Origin of the sequence: Vibrio sp. 10N.237.312.B06, assembly GCF_041464685.1 — a bacterium.
Taxonomy (GTDB): domain Bacteria; phylum Pseudomonadota; class Gammaproteobacteria; order Enterobacterales; family Vibrionaceae; genus Vibrio; species Vibrio tasmaniensis_A.
In genome coordinates, this window is sequence record NZ_JBFSPI010000039.1 from 23680 (window position 1) to 45300 (window position 21621).

Sequence of the window (21621 nt, forward strand, 5' to 3'; positions counted from 1 at the left end):
CCTAGATGAAAGCAGCCTCAGTTGAGGCTGCTGTGATAATTAATAAAGGTGTCGTTAGTCTGCAACTAATCGATATAGATAAGCTGGTGAATGGGTCTCTATCAACACTTGCGTTTCCACCATCGTATTCATGTTCAAACCGACGAAACGGTTATATTGTGAGTCGGCAGCATCGCTGGTGATGTAGTAGTTATAGCTACCACCAGTTGCTTCGTTGAACTCAAATACTTCGTTATTAAGTGGTAATAATCTATACAGTTCAGCTTTTGTCGGGTAACGCCAATTGGCTTTTCCGCAAATACTCTTGGTATTTTGTGCTGTGATAAGAGGGGCAATATCTACGTATTTCTTGAAACGGCTACTATCACCTCGAGAGAAGAGTTGCCAAACCAAGTTGCTGTCTGTGTCTTGAGCACACACTGCATTTTGTCGGTTGGTTACTACCGTTCCTTGCGCATTTAGATACTGATAATTAGCAGACTTTTCTCTGAATAATCGAGCTAAGACGACTTTGTCTTCAGAACCATCGGTACGAGCTTTATCTAAGGTTTGGCTACTTTCTTTAGTGTCGTAACTTGTGATGTATTGTTGATCACCGCTTGCTGCACTAGACCAGTAATAAAACGTGGTTCCATTATCTAAATAAGATTTGTCGTATTCTGGCTTGAGTCCCAAGTAATTTGGAAATACGTCTGTATCCAAGGTCATTTTCGAATTTGAACCTTCGACAGCTTTGGTGTTAATCGACAGCAGCTGTGCTAAGTGCGGAACTTCCCAGTCACTAAAACCACACAGCTTGTTGTTATTAGTGCTAGCGAGTAGTTCGTTGCTGCCTAGTATGCTGGCGTATCCGGTCGCTGAAGCATCATAGGCAAGATCGTCAGCACCATGCGGTAGTCCATCTTTGAGCAGCGCCCATACTCGACGTTTTCCTGAAATTTTCGTGTCTTCAACACAGCGCCAACCTTGTTGATAGGTTGTGTCGCTTGTCAGGTAGTTCCCTAGTTCATCCAACTTGGCGAAGCGATTACTTACCATTGCGTTGGCTTGAGAAACACTAAACCCATTGTCTGCCGCTTGTTTTAGTCCATCTTTTGCTAACACCTTAGATTGAGCGAGATCGTGGAGTGTGGCTGTTGTGCTCATCTCTTTGATAAGTGTTTGATATAGAGCGATGAGCGAATCAAACTCAGAGCCAATTCCGTTGGTCGCTGTATTCAGTTGAGTAATAAAGTCAGCGACTTGCTCATATTGGCTCTCTAATACTGAAATGGCACTGTAGAGGTCCAAACTTGCTTGATGCAGCTCTGAAGCCAATGAAGCTGAGCCTATTGCGCTTGCGGCATCGGTTAGCATCACCGATTTTTTTTGGATGAACGCCATTTTTTGAGCAAACTTAGCGCCTTCTACCAGTGCATTTAACCCGTTCGAGTTTTGCTGTAGTTTGGCTGCTTTTTCTTTGTAAGCTTTTACTTTGGTAATGAACTCAAGGCTCTCCGTATCAGTGCGGCTTTGAGCAACCGATACTTGAAAGTCGTAAATGGTGAGTTTCGTGCTCACTGCACTCAGTTCGTCAAACCATGGTTTAGTAAAGGCCGCCAGTTCAACAGCTTTAGCTTGTGCTTGGGTTTCTAAAGTCGCGTAGCTTTGCGCTTTTTTCTGATTGTTTGCTAACCATGTTGTTAGGTAAGCCTCAGCCGCCTTTACTATTGAACTTTGTGTATTGAGTAGGGTTTCAACAGCAGTTGTTGAAGCATCAATGTGACTAACTAGCTGCGCTCCAGGCGGTAATTCCCATTTAGGGTATGCGTATTTTGAATAATATTGCTCAACAGATTCCTGGCCTTTGTTGATAGTGACAGCGACGCCATTTTTATCCGCTAATATATTCATTGACTGATTCGATACCAAGTAACCACCACTTCTTAGATTTGATGGCAGTGTTGCAGGATCTCGTTGCGATAGCGTAATCACTTCATTGGTGTCTGGAAGCGTCCAACCAGCGATATCACAATCATCCAGTTGTGCGACTTCATCGAAGACGGTATCGGTTTCTGAAGAGAATCGCTTCGTCCAAAACCTCGGTTCCCCTTGTCCTTTGTCATCGTATTCAGCAATACAATTTAGGGAGTAGGAATTCCATGAGCCACCGTAACCAAAATCAGCGGCTTGCGAACGGGTTTTCATCGGTACGAATTTTAATGCAGTGAAGCGACTACTAGCATCTGTAGCCCAAAGGGTGTCACTGACTGAATTGGAAACGCCTTCTTTTGCTTGTTTCTTTAGTCGAACTCCGACATTGGCTTTGTCATACGCTTCAGGGCCAATGAACTGTGGGTTCGAAATAGCAGGGTGCCAAGTGAGGCCTTGGTCATTGGTGAACTCATAGTATTCGGCTTCATCAAAGCGAACAGACTGGCCATCAACGTTGGCAGTTAAGTAGTCCCACTCAAAACCATTGGTCTTGATTTGGTTTGAGCCAGTGAAAGTGTTGGTTATCTCAGGCGATGTTGGTGCTGGAATCTCAAACACTTTAGTGAAGGCTTGTGTGGTTAATGCTGCTACGCCATGAGGCATGCCATTCGTCTTGTTTTGAGCGACGCGTATTTGAACCTCACCGATACTTTTATCGATATTACCAATCACTACAGGCTTAGCGGTTACTTTTGTCCAAGTTGAACCGGAGTCGAGTGTGACTTCGAAGTGCTCGGGCTGAGTGAATTCGCCGAAGTATGTCCAATCGAGAGTATTATTTGTGTCGTTAACCACCAGATCCGCCGGGGCAATTGGTGCTGACGGACGAACATTAAACGCCATATCGTTCGTCAACTCTGAACCACTAGGGCGACCCGTAATCGGATCTCGTTTAACGCGTACTTGGATTGAATCAATAGCGTAAGCTTGGTCATTTAGCTGATATGGCTTTGTGGTAACGACTGTCCAACCTGTGTTAAGCGCATTGATCTCGTAATCCGTTACCTCTGAAAACCCGGTAACAAACGTCCAGTCAAATGTATCTAATCCGTCATGAGAGATTGGTGATGTCGGTGCGGCAGGCATACTAGGAGTAACAGAGTAGCCCTTGTCTGAACACAGCGCTTCGCCAGGATCATGTTGAGGATCGGTACCTGCTTTTACTCTTACACAGATTTGCCCTTTGGCAAACGTCTCATCTGGGATAGCCTGTGGGTTGCTAGTTACAGGGGTAAAAGTAATGCCTCTATCGAGAGAGTATTCGTAGAAATCACTTCCCGTAAATCCTTCAACGTCTGTCCATGCGAATGTGTTTTCTGCATCGTCAACAATCGGTGAGGTTGGTGCTATAGGTTGATTTTCTGAGCGAGTGAATACAGAGCTGATAACCAACGGAACTCCCGCGGGGCGGGCATCCAGTGCATTTGACTTAACGCGAACCGAAATCGTGTTTGCAGGAAGTGAAACATTGCCAACAAGATACGGCAGTGCGGTGACGTCCTGCCAACCATTACCTAGATTAATCTCGTAGAAAGATGGGTCGTTGTATCCATTAACCCAAAGCCAGTTGATCTGATTGGTGCTGTCGTTAGCAAATTCCAATACCGGTTTTACTGGTTGGATTGGGGTTACCGTCATCGATTGTTCTGATGCTGAACTTAATCCTGTTGGGTGACCTAGCGAGTCATCTTTGGCTACACGAACTTTTAGATGTCCAACTGGAATATCTAGATCTGGAATGTCTTGAGGCTTTTCAGTCGCTTTTGTCCAGCTTGAGCCGTTATCTAATGAATATTCATACAAACCTAGTTCATTAAACGAGTCGACAAATGCCCAATCAAATTGATTGATCGCGTTATTCACACTAATCCAGGCTGGAGCAGCAGGCACTGTCGTTAGCGTAAACGCTTTGTCTGAAAGCATGGACTTTCCGGCAGGGGTATTACGAACGTTAGACGCAGCAACTCGAACTTGAACGGCTCCTTTGTCGAACGCCAGTTTCCCTACAACAATCGGCTTACGAATTACCGTTGTCCAAGTCTTCCCTGAATCCAATGAATATTCGTAATCTGTGTTGTGAGTGAAGCCACGCACAAGCTGCCAATCGAAGGTGTCTGAGGCATCATTGACTTGACCGTGCTTAGGCGCTGGCGGCCTAGTGATGATTTCATTTCCATCGATGTCTTCTTGGGAAACTTTGAGTTGGTCTCGGTATTCCTTACCAAGTTGTTTCAATGCGCTATCGGTTCCTGATGCGCCATGAGACAGCAAATCGGTCTTGGCTTTAAATTCTGTTAAATCAAGCTCTGCCAGCTTGTACATAGATCCTTTTCGAGCATTTACTTGGTCGACACCTGCATCAACAGAGGCCATTTGTGCTTCTTGAAGTACGCGAGTAACACCGCGCGCAAACATGTGTACTTCACGGCTTTTGGTTGAGTTTGATGCGGAATAATCACCAACAGCCAGTTGTTTATCGATGCCTAAGTCGCTGGCTACAAGCTGGGTTGCTTCATCAAAACTGATTCCACTGGTTCTCGATACACTTGCAATGAGAGACGTCACGGGGCTAATCACGTCCGAATTGCTACTCGGTACTTCTAGCGTAAATCCGGATTCAATAGGCTGATTCGGTGAATCCATATCGATGGTTATACCGGCAACCGCTTCGACCAATATTGGGTATTGGGCGACATCATTGTCGACGTCTAGTTGGAATCGTCCTTCGGCGTCCGTAGTGGCAATTTCTCCATCAGCAAAATCACACATGGCATTGCTGTTTCTGTCTAAACAAACCTTCGCGTTGCGTAAATAACCATCCAAAGCTATGCCCGAAATATTCTGAGAACTTGGCTTAGTTTGTGACTGTTTGAGCTTCGGATCTGACTCTGCTCCGCCACAAGCAATCAGCATTGTGGAAACGAGTGAAACACTCATTAATTTGTATGGATTCCTTACCACCTGAACTCCAAATAATTTATAAATTACCCATAGGAAAGGCGGAGGATATTAATTTAAATGATAGTAATTATCAATATCATTTGATCTTTTATTTCGTTAAGTGATTTAATAGCAAAATAAAATACTATCAATAAAATCATAAACTAGGTGAATCGGTCGAAAAAATGCACAATAAATTCTTAATATGCAAATTGTCACTAGCAATATCTAGTGTCTTAATGGTCTCTGGATGTGGAGGTAGTTCTGATAGCGAAAACCCAGTTGGGTCTACGGCTTCAGGCTATGTATTTCTAGATTCATTAGTATGCGCTGATGCAGATCTGAATGGCGTATGCAGTGATCAAGAGAAACAGATTGCTGATGTTTCTGGGTACGCACAGCAAAGGCAATATGATGGTGCAATTTTGACTGCTTCTCCTGGTATGAAAGTGGTGACGCCTTTCACTAGTTTGATTCATAGCGAGATGATGTTTAACCCAACGGTAAGTAACGATGTAGAGCAAGCAAAGGCATCGCTTCAAAGTAAGTTAGGCGATCATGTTGGCATCAATTTTAGTGTGCTGGACTCAACTCATGGGTCTAAAGAACTATCAAATCTGTTGTTAAAATCACTGAAAAAGGCGCAAAGTGACGGTAAGCAGTCTTCTTATACCAATATTGCGCATGCTCTTGATTTGATGATAGAACATAAAACTTTGGACTTATCTAATATTGACGTTGCTGGTACGGTTTCTCGGCATCTACAAATTGAAGACTCTTTGGTTGTTCGCGGTTCACAATCGGTACCGCAATTGTCTGGTGCGAAGTCGATAGCTCTGAATCCAGCGAGCAGTCAGATTGTGTTTTTAACGGCTAATGATGTGGTTATGCAAATTGATAGCTCTTCACGCAATAAGCCGGTGACAATCAATGGTGACCCTGCATCTCAAGCGGTTTCTGGTCTGGTTAGTATCCGTTCGCACGACGACGATGATTATGACGACCATGACGATGATGACGATGATGACGATGATGACGATGATGACGATCACGGAGGTGGCACTGGAGGCGGAGAAATACCGGTAGATTCGAGTGAAATCATTCAGTTAGTTCCTGCGTTAAATGGTGTTCAGGCATACAAGGTTTACAAACCGACCGCTTACGTCTCACCCACATCGAGTGATATTTGTAATAGCCAAGGCGCTAATGGTGTTTTCCTCACAAGCCTCAATGGTTCGAATAATAACAATGTTGGCGTGAAGGCTTTTGCGATTGATACATACAGCAGTCGTAGTGGCGGTACGCTTCCACCCATTCCAAAACCTAATCCAGCCGTGCCGCCTAAATCGAGTGAGTCGTGCATCAATGATAACTTCGCAGCAGTGGTTCCTCTGTTACAAAGTGGCTCGTTACTGGCGATTAAAAATACCGGAAGCTCGATATACTCACAGCAAGAACTCAAATTGCTAAGTGCTAATAAGCTAGTAATGAAAAGCTGGAGTCACGCCTTGAAAGCTACCTCTTCGCAAGTCATGCCATCTTATGATGAAAGTGAAGCATTGGTTGTCTATAAGAATTACCTTTCAAACAGCAGCTTAGCGGCAGAAGTTATCGATACGGCTAACCTATCCACTAAGATGACGATTGATAAGTTAAACCTTAAAACAGCCAATATTGTCGTGAATCAACAGATATTGTTGGGGCTGGATAGTAATAAGGTTGAGTGGGTGTCTAACTCGATACAACAAACTGTACTTGGGGAGCTGACCGTTGATTCTGCTATTAGCAAGATAGCGACATCGCGAGACGGAAAAACCAGTGCGATTACCACAGCAAGTTCTCTTTATATCGTTGATAACATGACGAGAACCTTACTTGTAACAGAGTCTCTGAGTAACAATGCTATCAAGTCTTTGTATGTGTTAGAAGATAAGGTGATTGCGTTAACTTCTTCGGGTGCGGACTATTATCAGTTCCGAAATATCAGCGGCCCGGCTCTAAAAGTTGGCAGCCAACTGGTGACCAAAGAACTCCTCAAAAAGTGGGAAGACAGCGGCAATTCAAATTGGAGTTCAACCAACTTGGGTTACATTCTTTCTCAAACGGGCACGGAAAGTGAAATCTCCGATCAATTCAAAAACGTAAACCTCTCGTTTTCTCCGACCAATGCGACAACTTCAAGTGGCATCTCTGGTGTGCACGTCAGTGGCTTAGAACGAGGTGAATGGCTAACTTTTTATAAGGCGCTGTAAGCCTAATAGTTCAATGGAAGGGGAACATTTTTTGTTGAGCTTGGAAGTCAACTTATGTGTTTGGTTGACTTTTTTCCTTGCTACTAGTTCTATCTGAAATTAAAAGCGTGGTATTACTTAAGTGTTGTATTGCGCTTTTCTGTTTTAGATATTGCCTTTTTTGGTGTTCTTTGAACCTATTTACCTTATCGGAATTCAAGGTAAGTTGTTGTGTGAAATTTCCTCCTGATCTTTACTCCTCCCAAAGTTCTACTACATCCAATATGGTGTCTATATCATTATTATTTTTGTCCTCTTTATTCTCCAAAATGACGTATAAAGATGATGATATCTTATCCATGTTAGAAGTTTTGTCCGAAGAGAATACGAGGTTTTCCTCTTTATCGTACTGGAAGCTAGTATTTTCTATAGAATGCTTACAAACGATACTAGAACAACTTCTATCTAGGGGGAGGTATTTTTCATTATCAGCATAGGCTGTATTTATCCATAACATGAAAATACAGCTAGTAGTAATGACCGATATTCGAGTGAGCATGGCTAAAACCTTGGATTTTGTTGGCGTTGAATTTTTTATTGTACTATTCATTATCGATTAAATGAAACTGTGACTTAAAATAAATATCGAAAATAGTACTTCTTACGTCATTCAATTTGATGTTAATAAGTGGTTCTCTCACCATTGATAGTTCAACGTTGTAGGTGGATTCTTTGATTTCTTCATTAAATATATAATTTAATGAAAGTGAATTTAATAAATTTTATATTCAGTTGGATTCTATCTAATATTTACTGGTCGCACATCTTACCAGTGTCTGTTAACTTTCTTGAATAAATAGAATTAAGTCTAGTCATGAGTGGTTATTAACAGAATTAACGTGTTGTTAGGGTATATTTCAAATTGTGATGAGTTATTAATGAGATTTAATGTAAATACATACAAAATATCATTGAATACACTCTAACTAAGTTGTACCTTAGCCTTGATTTATAAAATGTATATCTGGATGTATAATGAAAAAAATAAGTAAAATAATCATTGCGTTACCTATCATGTTTTCTAGTTTCGCGCATGCTGAGCAGAATTACTTTAATAGTTTCAGTTTTGGTCTTCAAGGTGGGCAAAATGAAGGTTTGGACCAATATTTAGGATCCAAGTTTTCAGAAAAAGAAGAACAAGACCTTGTGGGCGCATATGCTTCATTATCTTTCTCATTGACTAACAATGTATTCGTGGAAACTGAATTCTCTGGGATGAGCACCGGGAAAACTCAGTTTAGAGATCATTATGCTGGATTAGGGTTTAACGGTAACTATGTCAATGGAGTCGTGCCTTTTTTATCTGTTGGCGTAAATCGTATCGATGCAGAGCGACGCAAACTTGAGTTTAGTGAATATGCTCCTTCTGCGCATGTTGGTTTCAAATATACCCCAATTAGCTTTCTGACTTTTACTCCTAGCTATCGTTACTCTTACGTTGATAAAAATACGATGAATAAATACTCGCTAATGGGCGAGATAAACTTTACTGATTTTTTTGCGATTGAGTTAGGTGCAAGCTATAAAACTTATAAAGAATCTGAACAATGGTCTGGGGTAACAGGTTTAAAGTTCTACTTTTGATTTAAAAGTAAACCTGATTCCTTTCAGGGTTGCTACTTTGTAAGTTAAGAATACAGATCCTCATAGAATTGTTCTATGAGGATTTTTTCGTTCTTGCTGCTTATCTATAATACCCATTCAGTCTTCAGTCATTGTAGAGCTATGAGGATGCATTATGTACACCGAATGAATGCTACTCATCACTTATTAAGGTCGATATGGTGTAATTCATAATTCATAATTCATAATTCATAATTCATAATTCATATTTTTTTCGACATTTAAAGCCTCCTCGTTTACCGCCACATTCTAATTTTACTATCAAAGGTTTCGTTGCTCACCTTGTAAATGCCGAGTTAATCATTTGTTGATTCTAATGAAACGAGAGTATGATGTTGGATTAATGATAAGGAAATTCTACTCATGAGTGAACCTGTTACGAATTGGAAAACGCCGCAAAACTTCTTATTACTGATTTCAATTGTTGTCCCTATCGCGTTTTCGAGCTGGATGGCGCTGCTTAATAACTTCGTTATTGAGAAAGCGAATTTTGATGGTGCGGATATTGGTTTATTGCAAAGTGTTCGTGAGATCCCTGGCTTTTTGGCCTTTACCGTGGTGTTTGTGTTGGCGTTCATTCGCGAGCAACGCTTCATGTTGATATCGCTGGCGATGCTCACTGTCGGTACGTCGATTACCGGTTTGTTTCCTTCACTCACTGGCCTACTGCTGACCACCATTTTGATGTCGACGGGTTTTCACTATTTTGAAACGCTCAAGCAGTCTTTGTCACTCCAATGGCTGAGTAAAGAAGAAGCCCCTGAGATGCTGGGTAAAATGATCTCTGTTGGCGCGTTGGCCTCGTTAATTACTTATGGCTCAATCTGGGTGATGTTAGAACAGCTGAAGCTCGATTTTGCTTGGGTGTACGGCATTACTGGCGGTATTGGATTTATTCTAGTTTTGGTGATGACCTTTGGTTTTCCTGAGTTTCAAACCAAGACTCAACAAAATAAGAAATTGGTGCTGAGAAAGCGTTACTGGCTTTACTACGCGCTCACCTTTATGAGTGGCGCGAGAAGACAGATCTTCACGGTATTTGCTGGCTTTCTGATGGTAGAGAAGTTTGGTTACTCGGCTGCTGACGTAACGCTACTGTTCTTAATTAATTACCTGTTTAACTTCTTATTCGCAAAACGTATTGGTCGATTTATCGGTGTGGTTGGAGAGCGCAAGGCCCTGATCTTCGAGTATGTTGGTTTGATTGGTGTGTTTGTCGGTTATGGTTTAGTACAAAGCGCGGAATGGGCGGCGGCGCTGTATGTTGTTGACCATCTGTTCTTTGCACTCGCATTAGCGATCAAAACCTACTTCCAGAAAATCGCCGATCCTGCCGACATGGCATCAACAGCAGGTGTCTCTTTCACCATCAACCATATTGCAGCGGTTGTTATTCCGGTCGTATTTGGGGTGATTTGGTTATCGTCCCCTGCAACGGTTTTCTACATAGGTGCTGCGATGGCGGCGGTATCTTTGGCGTTGTCTTTAAACATCCCTAAGAAGCCCGAAGAGGGCAATGAAGTGCGAATGTTTAGCTGGCGTTAACTCTGGATAAAGACTAATAAAAAGCTCCAATAGTGATATTGGAGCTTTTTTGTATGTACTAGATGGAAATATCTAGTCAGCTTCCGGTAGGGTTAGCTTTCAGTAGGATTAGCTTCTTGCGGTTTTTAATTCACCACGTAACTTGAAGATTCCTTTTGGTGCCTTAGTCAACAAGATGCCACAAAGCAGAGGAATCATCATCACCAGTGACTGTTCAGACAGCACTTCTCCATTGATGTAGCAAGAGATCAGTAGTGCAACCACAGGGAAAATCAGGAAGCAGATAGACGCTTGGAACGGCGTCGAAACTTGTCCGAGTTTAAAGTAGGCAACAATGCCTCCAACACTCGCCACAAAGCCGAGGTAAAATACCGCTGAGATTGAATCCCAAGTGAAGGATTCAACATTCACGCTTTCACCCATCGCCGAAACGGCGAACAAGAATAGAGAAGCAATCAGACTTGGGACTGCGTTGTACGTCAGTACTTCGATGCCTTTACAGTGCTTTTGAACTAACACATACATAACAGCGTGTATTGCCACAGCAAGACCTAAGCAAACTGTACCAACTAGGTAGTCATCGCCACCCATCTGCATTTCATTACCGAGGATCAAACATAGGCTTACAACAGCGGTAGCCAAACCAAATATTTGGTGCTTAGCCAATCGTAGGCCTAGGAATAGGCCTGACATCAACATCACAGCGACCGGCATGTTAGCGAAGATGATCGACGCTAGACCAGAAGAGATGTATTGCTCGCCATAGATCATCAAAGTAAATGGAATCGCAAAGTACATCAGCGCAACAATCAGTAACCATTGACGCTTGCCTTTAGGAAACAGCAGTGGCTGGTTGAAGACTTTCGCTAATACCGCAAGCAGAGGTGCTGCGAGTAAAAAGCGCAATGCAGTAGCAAAAATTGGTGGGATAGAATGCAATGCCACTTCCATTGCGAACCAAGTGGTTCCCCAAATTAGGCAAACAGAGACAAAAAGCAAGATAGTTAGCGACTTCGAATTCATGGTGACTACTCATTAATAATTATTTTAAATCATCGGCTTGTGGCGCCTTAATGACGTGGCACAGTATAAGGAGGTCGTCGGAGAAAAATTTTGTCTTTTTATCTCTAATTGCAATGTTTCATGGAAAAATAATCTCTAATATATCTATTTTTAGAAAATAAATTCAATTTAGGTAGCTTGAGTAAAGGCATTATTCTTTGTAAGGTTTAATTTCGTTTAAGAAACGATCAACTTGGCGAGTATGGCTATTTGGTTTATTGCTGTCAGCGTAGCAACAAAAGGCGCCGTTTAAATCACTGTATAAGATGTAAGGCGCGTTATTATTCTCAGTACAGTCGGTAGATTCAACTACGTAACAGGCTTAACTTGTTTGGACTGTTTTACCGCAAGAATCAGTTGTGGTAGCAGTGACATCACGATCATGCCTGTCATTAGCGAGTACTGGAGTGGGGTAAAGGATTCACCCATCAACATCATACCCGTCACAATTCCCGCAATTGGGTTAGCGATGCCACCGAAGGTGAAATCCACCACAGACATACGTTGTAGTAGCCACACATACATGCCGTAACCCAGGGCCGTGTTCAGGACAATCACCCAAACAAGTCCTATTGCGTTACGAGTATCGAAATGAGTCACAGCGTTAACATAAGGCTGTGGGTCGATGAGCGCATGAACGCCAGACGCGACAGATAAAATCGTACCACCCAAAATCAGTTGCCACGTTAATACCTTCCACCAGTGCATGCGATTACCCAGTGACTTGGTAATGCTACTGCCGATAACGATACACATGATTGCAGCGAACATGGCGCCTAAACCTATTGGGTTTAATGCGATTTGACTTGGATTAAACAGTATCCACGCCAATGTGATTAATCCAACACCAGACAAGGCTTGAATCAATTGCGGACGCTGTTTCTTTACTACCCAATGGAAGATCATCGCAAACACTGGCACAGAGATCATACCTACACCGGAGATTGCCGAAGGCAACGTCAACGCCATCACGAAAATTAAGCTAAAGAAGGTCGCGATATTGATAAGACCCAATGTGAAAATGATCTGCCATTCGCCTTTTTGAGGCAGTGTCGGTTTTACTACTAGCAATAACAAACCAGCAGGCAACGCGCGCAAAGCACCCAATAATAAGGGGGGCCATTCCTGTAGCGTAAATTGCGTCACAGCATAGGTTGTTCCCCAAAAGAACGCGGGAATCATTGCTAATAATATGTTCATATGAAATATCTTTATATTAAGATAATTAGTTGTATGAACTGTATACCTAGATCATATGGTTGTAAAGTATCTTTATGTTAAACTAGTTTGAGGTAAACAAGACTAATAACGGAGCGAGATCGCAAATGGATGCTATCGACCGCGTAGTAGAGCAATGGGCAAAGGAAAAGCCTGAGTTAGAAACTGAGCCAATGGCAATGATGGGCCGGATTATGCGTATTGCCAAGTATATGGAGACGCAAGTTGCCGAGCTGCATAAAAATTACGACATGAAACTTGGTGAGTTTGATGTGTTGGCAACGTTGCGACGTTCTGGGAAGCCTTATCAACTGACGCCATCAGAACTGATCGGATCGATGATGCTGACATCAGGCGCAATGACCAATCGCCTTGGTAAACTAGAAGCTAAAGGGCTGATCCGTCGTGAGCACAGCAAAGAAGACAGACGCAGCGTGAGTGTTCAGCTAACCAAAGATGGTCTTATTCTGATCGACCAAATGATGACTGAACATGTCGAAATGCAGAAAAAACTGGTTAAGTCATTGTCTGCGAGCCAGAAGAAGAACGCTAATCAACTTCTGAAAGCATGGTTGAGCGCTTACGAATAATTTTTAGGTGACTGAGTAGGGTACGACTATGGACAGTATTCAAAATAATACGGAAAAAACAGATATGCTTGAGAAAGTAGAGCGCGTTGTATTAATTAATGGATTGGAATATGAGGTTAGCGGAAATGTTCTTAATCTTAAGCTAGGCAGAGCGGGTGGAAAGGTAAAAATCAAATACGATTACGCGACGAATTCATACGTCTACAACTGTAATGAGTATGCTATTGGTTTTTCCAGTCTCATCTTCTTCGTTCTTTCGTTCAATACTCTGTATCAAGTTGATCACCAAGCATGGTCTGGTTATGTCGCGGGTTTGATGTTCGCTGGAGCAATATTCAATTTGATCCAATTAGTGCTATCGCACGTCCAAATGTTAGACATTAAAGCACAGCTAAGAGAAGTAGGTATCTACCTCAAGTCTGGCGCGTAAGCGCCTTTAGCATCTTGTGTATCGTGAACAACTGAACAACTTAGCCATTTCTGAGTAACGAGTGGTTAAGCCCTGCCATCGGTGGTTATAGGCCCAAATAAACAGCGTTAACACCAATTCTTAGTGCTGTTTTTACTTTCCTCTTACACACTTTTCTTATATCGAACCTAGTATCAAATTTCTCTTGGTTATACAGGCAAGCTTCTCATTATGAAGAACTTTTTCGATAGCGAGCTCATGCTCTCTAGCTCCTTGAACTTTGTTCTGCTGTCACTTGGACTAACGCTCCTCTTACATATTCCAATTTGGTGTGGATTCAACCTGAGTCGGCGAAAATGGAAGCGTATGGATTATTTATGGCCGTTTTTAGCGGGTATCGGAATGCTTGGTGCCGTGTCTGAGATTAGAGCGAAGGTGGCGGGTGATTGGGTTGAAACCGAACAAACCAGAGCGGTGGCGATTTTAGAATCGGTTCAGCAGTTCTCTTTGGATAAGCTGAGAAGTGATACCTGTACAAGTCAGCCATCTTTAGATAATCACGCTCAGTACCACGACGCGTGTTTGTGGTACTTGAATACGGCGATTACGTTTAAAGATGTCGATTTCACCTTGTTACCCAATGCATCGGATTTTACGGTTCCTGCGCCGAGCGTGTCGTTAGTTGAAAGTGATGCGGTGTGGGTGGATGGTATGCTGAGTCAGTATGAAAAGCAGAAAAACCAATATATAAAAACCAGAGAAGCGCAGGTAAAGCAGCCGCTAGAAAGTATCTTTTGGTATGTGAGTCCTTACTTAGTGTGTTTCGCGATTGCACTACGTCTTACTAAGGTGACAGCAGAGCTCAAGTTGGATAAATGCTCATAGTTCACTGAATGTTTGTAGTTCACGGTTCATCGCTATATCAATGGGTAACTCAATAGCTAGGCAAGCGTATAACTTTAGGTAAGCGTATAACTAATAGGATGTGTCTGAATTAGAGATAAAAAAATAGCGTCAGTATTGAATTACTGACGCTATTTTTATGTTAGATCCAACAGTAGCGGAAAGTTGTTTATAAAGGTGGCTACTTAAATTGGTATCTAACCGAAAGTTGTAATTGAGGGCCGTAAAGACCGTTGTTTTTGGAAGCAACTGAAAACACGGCTTTATCTGTGGCATGGAATCTAGCTCCAAACGTAAAGATTGAGTGCTCTCCGTTAGAACCCGCAAGCACATGGGCTTCTACTCTCTGAGTGATCCACGCTCGAATACCCGCATTAAATTCGACATAAGCTTTCGTTTCTCCAGCTGCGTATGAGTTTTTGTTGAAATGGAGTAGCAGCTGCGTATTTAAGTCGATCCCTTGAGTTATTGGACCATAAACTTGAGGGCCGATGTATGCATCAAAGTTGCTTTCATCTTCGGCTGTGTTGGTACTAAGGCCGCCCAAAATTGCCAAGCTATCGTTGATGTCGCGTCCACCATCCACGCTTAACCCCATAGGCTTTGCTTGCATCCCAAGTTCTACAAAGTCCGTTGTGAAATTTGCCGCAGATATAGCTTGATGAGAGAAGAGGCATAGCAGTAGAGGTATTACATTTTTAATTTTCATATGACTTACAAAAGATAGTAATAGTGGAGTAAAGCGCTTGGTCATGCTTTATTTATTGTCACGCCAAAGCGATGAAGTTCTTCGAAAGTTAAGTCAAAGAAAATGTGTGTTCTTGTTGTCCATCTTGATTGTGCTGTATAGGGGGGCGATAACCCATTCCTTTGCTTGATGGTTGTATATTAAACATAACTGCAATAACCAACAACGATTTTAATTTTTTTTTGTATCGCCCTATGTTCTGATTCTCACTTGAATTAATTGAAAACAGACAAGCGGTCTAAATTTCGTTTTAGGAACAAATGTATGAAGAAAATCGTTGGTTTAATCTTATTAGCTTCACTTACTGCATGCGGTGGTGGAGGCGGCGGTGGCGGTGCGACTAAAGGTGGTAGCAGCAGTGGTACTGGCAGCAGTACAGCGGTTTCTACTCAAGCGCCCGAGCGTTCTGTTCTTAAACTTAGCGTGGGTGATGTACAGAAATTGAGCTCTGTTGTTTTCTCATCTGCAAGCATTACTGGATTTGAAGCTCCAAGTCAGTCCAAATAAACCACTAGAAGGAACATAAAATATGACAAAGACACTATTACCACTAGTGCTAGGCGTTTCTTCACTTGCGACAATGGTTCATGCAAACGAAGATATTAATCTACAGGGCTACTATAAATCTAAGGCGGCGATAAAGTTCGCTGTAGATAAAATTCAGCAAAATAAAGTTGAATTTATGAATTTAGATAAGGCGCTTACACTTTCCCCTAGCACTTCTCCGCAAACTCTAGTTTCTATTGATGACCTCGCTAATTCTAAGCCAGCACACAGTGATGTATTTGTGTCGAAGGCTAAAGAGTTCAAATTAACCAATAAAGTGTGCGTGATTTCAAAAGATGGCGCGACGATTGCGTTCGAAGCTGAAGATGGCGCGACGATTGCGTTCGAAGCTGATGATGGTGCGACGACTTGTGCCTTTGATTTAGATAAAGTACACAAAGCAATGGCGAAAACAACGGAAGATCTTGTTTTCTTCAAACGCTACGGAACCGGTGAAGAGACTCAATATACAATTGATAAGATTAGTCTTATTGGTTTAGATATCTCTAATACATTCTTGTACACATCTAAGGGTAAATTGCTCGGTGATATCGTTAAGGTTAAGACGAGCCCTGCCGGCAAGTACACTGTTGAACATTACGTGGATGCAGGCCCAGAAGGCGGGACTAAAATTGGCTTTAAGGCATATCAATGGGCTGACGATATGGCCGATGGTCAGAAAGCGATAGTTAACTCTGTGTCATACCATTACGGATCGAAAGTTACGTTGGACAACAAAAAGACAGCGTTCCATTGGGTGATAAAGGATCATGTAGCGCCTTCTAATGTTAACGGTGATTTCTACTTTGCTGCAGCGGTTAGCCGTTTAGCGCGTTCTTCTGTCGACAACAATATTGAGCAAAAGGACACGTACTCTAGCAAAGCCTCGTCTGATTTGATCGCTTATAACTTCAATAACGCTAATAAATTAGTTGGTCTGAGCCCTGATGCTTGTACGATTAAGCAAATTGCTGACGGTAAGGCAACGGTAACTTGGTACACTGGATTTAATCGAGGAAAGGATTGTTCAGCAACAGCCGCTGACCTTGCTGGTAAAAAGAAAGTGACCACTTCTACTCTTACGAATGATGGCAGTAAGAAAGTGTCGGTTGCTAGCTTGAAAAAAAGTGCGTCTGATATTCTTCAGGCAGTGGAGCTAGACTCTACATCAGCTTCTGGTTTAACGGATGCTGAGTTTACTGCAATGAAAGCGAAATATGATGCAGCGACAAAGCAATACAAAGACTTCAATAGCATTCAATTCTGGAAGTAGTTAACTCTAATTCCTAACTTTCTGAACACAAAAATGGGCAGTTTATCTGCCCATTTTTTATAACTGCAACGAATGACAAACCTTCCTTTAGCTTGGGGTTCAACTCGATAAAGACAGTGCGAACGACAACAAGATTGGTAGGGTAACCACACTTAGGAAGTTGCCAAACAACACCATGGACGCGACCTTAGGGGGCTCGACATTGAACCTCTCTAAACAGGTAGTTCATCACAGCGGGTGGCAGCATGGTGAACAGTACCATCATTTGTAAGTGCAGCGTCGGCAGCGGGATAAAGAAGTAGATGATGGTAAAAGCGATCGCCCCTGTAAATAGGGATTGAGCCGTACACAACAAGCCGACCTTTAATCCGCTCAGTCTCAAGTTGACCATTTGCGAACCCAGCGACAGCAGCATAATAGGAACGGCAGCTTGCCCAAGCAGTGATGTGGCTTCGTAGATCGGATTCCACACGGTAATTCCAGACAGGTTGAGCGTCATCGCTAGTGCAGCCGCTAAGAAAATTGGCATCTTGAGGATCTGTTTGATCGGATTACCGTCGCTCAATAGCGCTAAGCCAACACTAATATGGACACATGCCGATACCATAAATAGTAATACCGCAGGGGCTAGTGCGCTCTCGCCAAAGGTATAGGTGAATAGGGGAATGGCTAGGTTGCCACTATTACGGAACATGTGTGGCGGAGCCCAAGCCCAAGCCTTGAAATTGAGCTTAAAGATCTTACAGATCGGAATCATCAATAAAGCAGGCACTAACACCGCGACCAAAGAAGCGGTTATGAGTGGCAATTGCTCTGTGTCGAGAGGCATGGTGGTCAGCGATGCAAACACTAGCGCAGGGATGCACACATCCATGTTGATGCGATTGATCGGTTTGAAATCGGGCTTTAGCCAACGACCGACCGCAAAGCCAGCACTGGCTAAAGCAAAAACGGGAAACAGAATGCTGATGACCTGTTCGAACATAGAATTCCTTTCTAGGTTTAGTACCTCCATTTAGCGGAGAAACGAATGTTTTAGAGAGCGCTATAGATACGTATGAAATCGAGATGTATAAACATTAACCTATCAACATAATGACTTGGCGTCACCGAAGATCGTTGTCTGTCAGCGGTTAATTTACATTTCTTTGAATGAGTCACAAAAAAGACCAGTGGCATCCGCAACGGGTCTTTAAAGGCTAGATAAATCTGGACGGGTTCTTTAATTAACTATGGTGACCACTAAACGCGATTATCACCACAGCTGTAGGCAACGATCTGGCTGATTTCGCTCAGGCTACGACCTGACTGTTGCTGCCATTCGTTGAAGGCTTTACCCGCTGCCAGTTGTGCTCGCTTGGTGTTACGGCCGCTATCCACCACATCGGTACTGCGTAGGTGCGCTTCAACATCCGACGACAAGATGAAGGTGTCTTTACCCATTTGACGCAGAGTGTAGGCACCAGTATTACCACCTAGTCGCTTGCCGTGTTTTTTCAGGTAATCCCACAGCTCTGTGATACGTTCTGATGGCCAGTCGGCAACCATTTGCGAGAATGAATCGGCTTCACGCTTGGCATTGTGGATCATGGTGGCATTGGCAGGGATAGTCATCACTTTAGTAAGGTGGCGAATAATGCGCGGGTCTTGCGCTTTCTGTTCCCACATTTCATTCGGTAGCATCAGCATTTTTTCGATATTGAATTCAAAGAACACTTCTTCAAATTGCGGCCACTTCTTTCTCACCACATTCCACGAAATACCACATTGGAATACCTTTTCAGTAAAGGCGGCCAACCAACGGTCGTCTGTGATTTGTGATAGCTCAGCTTGTGAAAGGGGCGCACGAACAATCTTTTCGAGCTCGGCCGCTCCGCCTTTACGGTGAGTGGCACGTTGATAAATGGTGTCGAATTTTTCTTGGGTCATTGAAGGTTCCAAATTACATCTGTGTATCTTGAGTGTGGAGCAATGTTTAATGATATGGGGTCAAATCTGGCAATTAAAATCATTCTGTTAATTAAAACGATCGAGCCGAGTAAAACATACTAACCGAGCTTTAATTCCATTTGATATAGGGGCCAGGTTTTGCCATTGAATTCTTTGACGCTCGGTTCTTTGTCTACCACCTCAAAGCCCGCTTTGTCGTAGCAACGTTTTGCGCCGATATTCTGTTGAAAGACCGCCAAGCTGATGGTGGTGACATTCGGTATTTGTTTTGCAGCGTCTAATGCACTTTCTATCATGGATTGCCCAAGCCCTTTGCCTCGTTGGTTTGGGTGAATCGCAACTCGGCAGAATCGAAGTTCACTGTCTGACATACGTTGAAATTCCATAAAGCCGAGCAAGTCATTGGCATTAGTGCAAGGCGTGGAGAATGTGTAAAGCTCTACATGTGGCTCTTGAGATCTCTCGATGATGGAGGCGGCTTTTAACGGCCAACCAAATGTTCTCCCTCCCCATAGAACGTAGTCTTCTAAGGATGTAAACCAAGTGACGATCTCTTCAGCGTCGGATGCTTTAAAGCGGTTTATTTCCATATCCTTTTCTCTTCCTTATCGTGTGTCTGTTTTCTAAGCCGTTAAGCTTCTGTCGCTAATTGAGAGAGAAAACCACGCATGTAGTCAGTGCGCTTGTTGGCTTCTAACTTGGCGGATTCTGTATTCATGGTTTCAGCGAGTTTAAACAGCTTCACGTAGAAGTGGTCGACGCTGTAATGCTTGTCATCCAAGTCACGATGTTCAGCGAATAGGTCTTGATGGTTATAGAGCTCTGCGTTAAAGCTTTGACCCACATACAGGCAGCGAGCAATGCCAATCGCACCGAGAGAATCTAGGCGATCGGCATCTTGGACGATTTGAGCTTCTAACGTTTCAGGTGTGATGTTGGCGCTGTAGCTGTGCGTGACAATGGCATGATGGACCTCATCAAGATAGGACGCAGGATACTCGATAGATTTGAGATAAGAGATGGCTTTGTCTGCTGCCATTTGTGAGCTTTGGGCTCTGTCTGGATGGTTCTTGGGAAAGGTGAAGCAATCATGAAGGTAAGCGGCGGGCACCACGACTTCAAGCTTAGCTTGTTCTTGAGTACATAAAGCCTTGGCAGTTTTGACTACGCGCTTAATATGGCTGATGTCGTGCGCGGCATCTTGTGTCATTTCTTGTTTTGCAAAATCAAGCAGTTGGCTTTCAAATCTTTCAATCACGCGTCTCTTTCTCCCTTTCTAGACGTTATCAATGTTGCTTGTCACTTAGCATCAGTTTCACATCGACTGTAACAGTTTCTAGCGTGATTTTTTATCTTTTATAAAAGGAATACCCACAAAAAAACCGACTCTGTGAGTCGGCTTAATAGAAAGGTTATTCTGTGTTGATTAAAGCGTTATCAACGGTAATCAGAGCTTATGCAGCGGCTTGTTGAAGCTGCGCTAACACATCATGCAGAGAAGGGCTGATGGTGTGTCCAAGCGCTTTTACTTCGTCACAAGGTTCTACTAAATCAGGGATCTGGAAGCTGATCATGTTGGCTGCCATTGATGCGCGAATACCGTTGTTTGAGTCTTCAAACGCTAGGCAGGCTTCAGGGGCAACACCTAGGCGTTCTGCCGCTAGCAGGTAGATCTCGGGGTGAGGCTTACCATTGGTGACTTCACAGCCTGTGCTTAGTGAGGTGAAGTAAGAATCTAGGCCAGCCAGCTCAAGCTTCTTTTTCGCGATATCAAGCTGAGTGGAGGTCGCCACCGCGATTGGAATGTCGTTTGATTTCAGCCACTCAAGAAGCTCAATCACGCCGTCTTTTACTGGGATAGCTTGGTGCTTAACAATCGCACTGTAGCGTGTGCGCCATTCGTTGTTCAGCGCTGGGTAATCTAGCCCTTCACCGTAGCCATTTCTAAAAATCTGTTCGATGGTTTTTGCGTTACAGCCAATGATGCCTAGGTAAACATCCTGCAAAAACGGAACACCTTGCGCGTGACATGCTTCTTCAAAAACCTGCATACAAAGTCGCTCGGTGTCGAGCAGCAGTCCATCCATATCAAAAATAGCAGCTTGAAAATTCATATCCGTGGTTCTTTATGTGTTGTCGTCGTGAGGGCGAGTATTTTGACATAGTGCCTGGAGATAGGCGAGTCAGTGTTCAGTAAGAATATGCCGAATTGCATCGGTAATATGCTTCTAGATGAGGTGAGGTCTGATTAACTTGCGTTGGAATAATATCGTTCAGTTATGAGTCTGATGTTTGATAGGTCATGCGGTTCTAACAGACACAATAATGGTTATCATACATAACAAATCTCGGTTGAGTGCCTAGCTTCCTATTACAATTCATAAACTTACAGACGCGTTAGCGTGACCATAATCTTATAAAAAACAATTTGCGGAAGCCTGCAATCATAGTGTGACCAAGTCATAAGTAAAAGGCTGAACTAAAGGACAAAATATAATTAAACATTGATAAACCCCCAGCTCTGCTGGGGTGACTCGCATAGGTTTGAC

The 21621-nt window shown here is 43.0% G+C and carries 16 protein-coding genes and 1 pseudogene; 8 read left to right on the forward strand and 9 right to left on the reverse strand.

All coding sequences use genetic code 11. The annotated features are described in order from the left end of the window. Positions 1–54 precede the first annotated feature (54 nt). Complete coding sequence (locus tag AB6C75_RS12360) at positions 55–4911, reverse strand: DUF1566 domain-containing protein (protein WP_372107898.1); 4857 nt, start codon at positions 4909–4911, stop codon at positions 55–57. A 242-nt stretch (positions 4912–5153) separates the two neighbouring features. Between AB6C75_RS12360 and AB6C75_RS12365 the strand changes: the two genes are divergently transcribed. From AB6C75_RS12365 to AB6C75_RS12375, 3 genes are all read left to right on the forward strand, one after another. Next, on the forward strand, positions 5154–7166 hold the full coding sequence (locus AB6C75_RS12365) for a hypothetical protein (protein WP_372107899.1): 2013 nt from the start codon (positions 5154–5156) through the stop codon (positions 7164–7166). Between the two features lie 1014 nt (positions 7167–8180). Then, the gene (locus AB6C75_RS12370) at positions 8181–8789 is read left to right on the forward strand and encodes a hypothetical protein (RefSeq protein ID WP_102344501.1); all 609 of its coding nucleotides are present in this window, start codon (positions 8181–8183) and stop codon (positions 8787–8789) included. Positions 8790–9191: 402 nt separating this feature from the next. After that, complete coding sequence (locus AB6C75_RS12375) at positions 9192–10373, forward strand: MFS transporter (RefSeq protein ID WP_372107900.1); 1182 nt, start codon at positions 9192–9194, stop codon at positions 10371–10373. A gap of 108 nt (positions 10374–10481) precedes the next feature. On the opposite strand, the gene AB6C75_RS12380 is transcribed toward AB6C75_RS12375, so the two are convergent. Together AB6C75_RS12380 and AB6C75_RS12385 are read right to left on the reverse strand one after the other, a co-directional pair. Further along, on the reverse strand, positions 10482–11396 hold the full coding sequence (locus AB6C75_RS12380) for a DMT family transporter (RefSeq protein ID WP_372107901.1): 915 nt from the start codon (positions 11394–11396) through the stop codon (positions 10482–10484). 348 nt (positions 11397–11744) lie between these two features. Next, entirely contained in the window at positions 11745–12635 is an 891-nt protein-coding gene (locus AB6C75_RS12385; protein WP_372107902.1) for a DMT family transporter, read from the reverse strand. A gap of 125 nt (positions 12636–12760) precedes the next feature. On the opposite strand from AB6C75_RS12385, the gene AB6C75_RS12390 reads away from it, so the two are divergent. From AB6C75_RS12390 to AB6C75_RS12400, 3 genes are all read left to right on the forward strand, one after another. After that, complete coding sequence (locus tag AB6C75_RS12390) at positions 12761–13243, forward strand: MarR family winged helix-turn-helix transcriptional regulator (protein ID WP_012601155.1); 483 nt, start codon at positions 12761–12763, stop codon at positions 13241–13243. A 28-nt stretch (positions 13244–13271) separates the two neighbouring features. Beyond that, positions 13272–13673 carry a hypothetical protein gene (locus tag AB6C75_RS12395; protein ID WP_009846182.1) on the forward strand — a complete coding sequence of 134 codons (402 nt, stop codon included), beginning with the start codon at positions 13272–13274 and terminating at the stop codon, positions 13671–13673. Positions 13674–14018: 345 nt separating this feature from the next. Beyond that, complete coding sequence (locus tag AB6C75_RS12400; RefSeq protein WP_372107903.1) at positions 14019–14537, forward strand: hypothetical protein; 519 nt, start codon at positions 14019–14021, stop codon at positions 14535–14537. Positions 14538–14736: 199 nt separating this feature from the next. On the opposite strand, the gene AB6C75_RS12405 is transcribed toward AB6C75_RS12400, so the two are convergent. Continuing rightward, positions 14737–15168 carry a hypothetical protein gene (locus tag AB6C75_RS12405; protein ID WP_244499065.1) on the reverse strand — a complete coding sequence of 144 codons (432 nt, stop codon included), beginning with the start codon at positions 15166–15168 and terminating at the stop codon, positions 14737–14739. 399 nt (positions 15169–15567) lie between these two features. On the opposite strand from AB6C75_RS12405, the gene AB6C75_RS12410 reads away from it, so the two are divergent. Continuing rightward, complete coding sequence (locus AB6C75_RS12410; RefSeq protein WP_372107904.1) at positions 15568–15810, forward strand: hypothetical protein; 243 nt, start codon at positions 15568–15570, stop codon at positions 15808–15810. Positions 15811–15832: 22 nt separating this feature from the next. Continuing rightward, positions 15833–17122 (forward strand): hypothetical protein, encoded by a 1290-nt coding sequence (locus tag AB6C75_RS12415; RefSeq protein WP_372107905.1) that lies wholly within the window; start codon positions 15833–15835, stop codon positions 17120–17122. A gap of 99 nt (positions 17123–17221) precedes the next feature. On the opposite strand, the pseudogene AB6C75_RS12420 reads toward AB6C75_RS12415, so the two are convergent. The 5 genes and pseudogenes from AB6C75_RS12420 to AB6C75_RS12440 all read right to left on the reverse strand — a co-directional run bounded on the left by AB6C75_RS12420 (position 17222) and on the right by AB6C75_RS12440 (position 21186). After that, a pseudogene (locus AB6C75_RS12420) lies at positions 17222–18107 on the reverse strand (AEC family transporter). A gap of 257 nt (positions 18108–18364) precedes the next feature. Further along, positions 18365–19051 (reverse strand): DNA-3-methyladenine glycosylase I, encoded by a 687-nt coding sequence (locus AB6C75_RS12425; protein ID WP_017089701.1) that lies wholly within the window; start codon positions 19049–19051, stop codon positions 18365–18367. A gap of 119 nt (positions 19052–19170) precedes the next feature. Further along, positions 19171–19662 carry a GNAT family N-acetyltransferase gene (locus tag AB6C75_RS12430; protein ID WP_372107906.1) on the reverse strand — a complete coding sequence of 164 codons (492 nt, stop codon included), beginning with the start codon at positions 19660–19662 and terminating at the stop codon, positions 19171–19173. A gap of 41 nt (positions 19663–19703) precedes the next feature. Further along, positions 19704–20330 carry an HD domain-containing protein gene (locus tag AB6C75_RS12435; RefSeq protein WP_372107907.1) on the reverse strand — a complete coding sequence of 209 codons (627 nt, stop codon included), beginning with the start codon at positions 20328–20330 and terminating at the stop codon, positions 19704–19706. Positions 20331–20526: 196 nt separating this feature from the next. Next, a complete protein-coding gene (locus AB6C75_RS12440; protein ID WP_102442037.1) occupies positions 20527–21186 on the reverse strand; it encodes an HAD family phosphatase in 660 nt (219 codons plus the stop codon). Positions 21187–21621 lie beyond the last annotated feature (435 nt).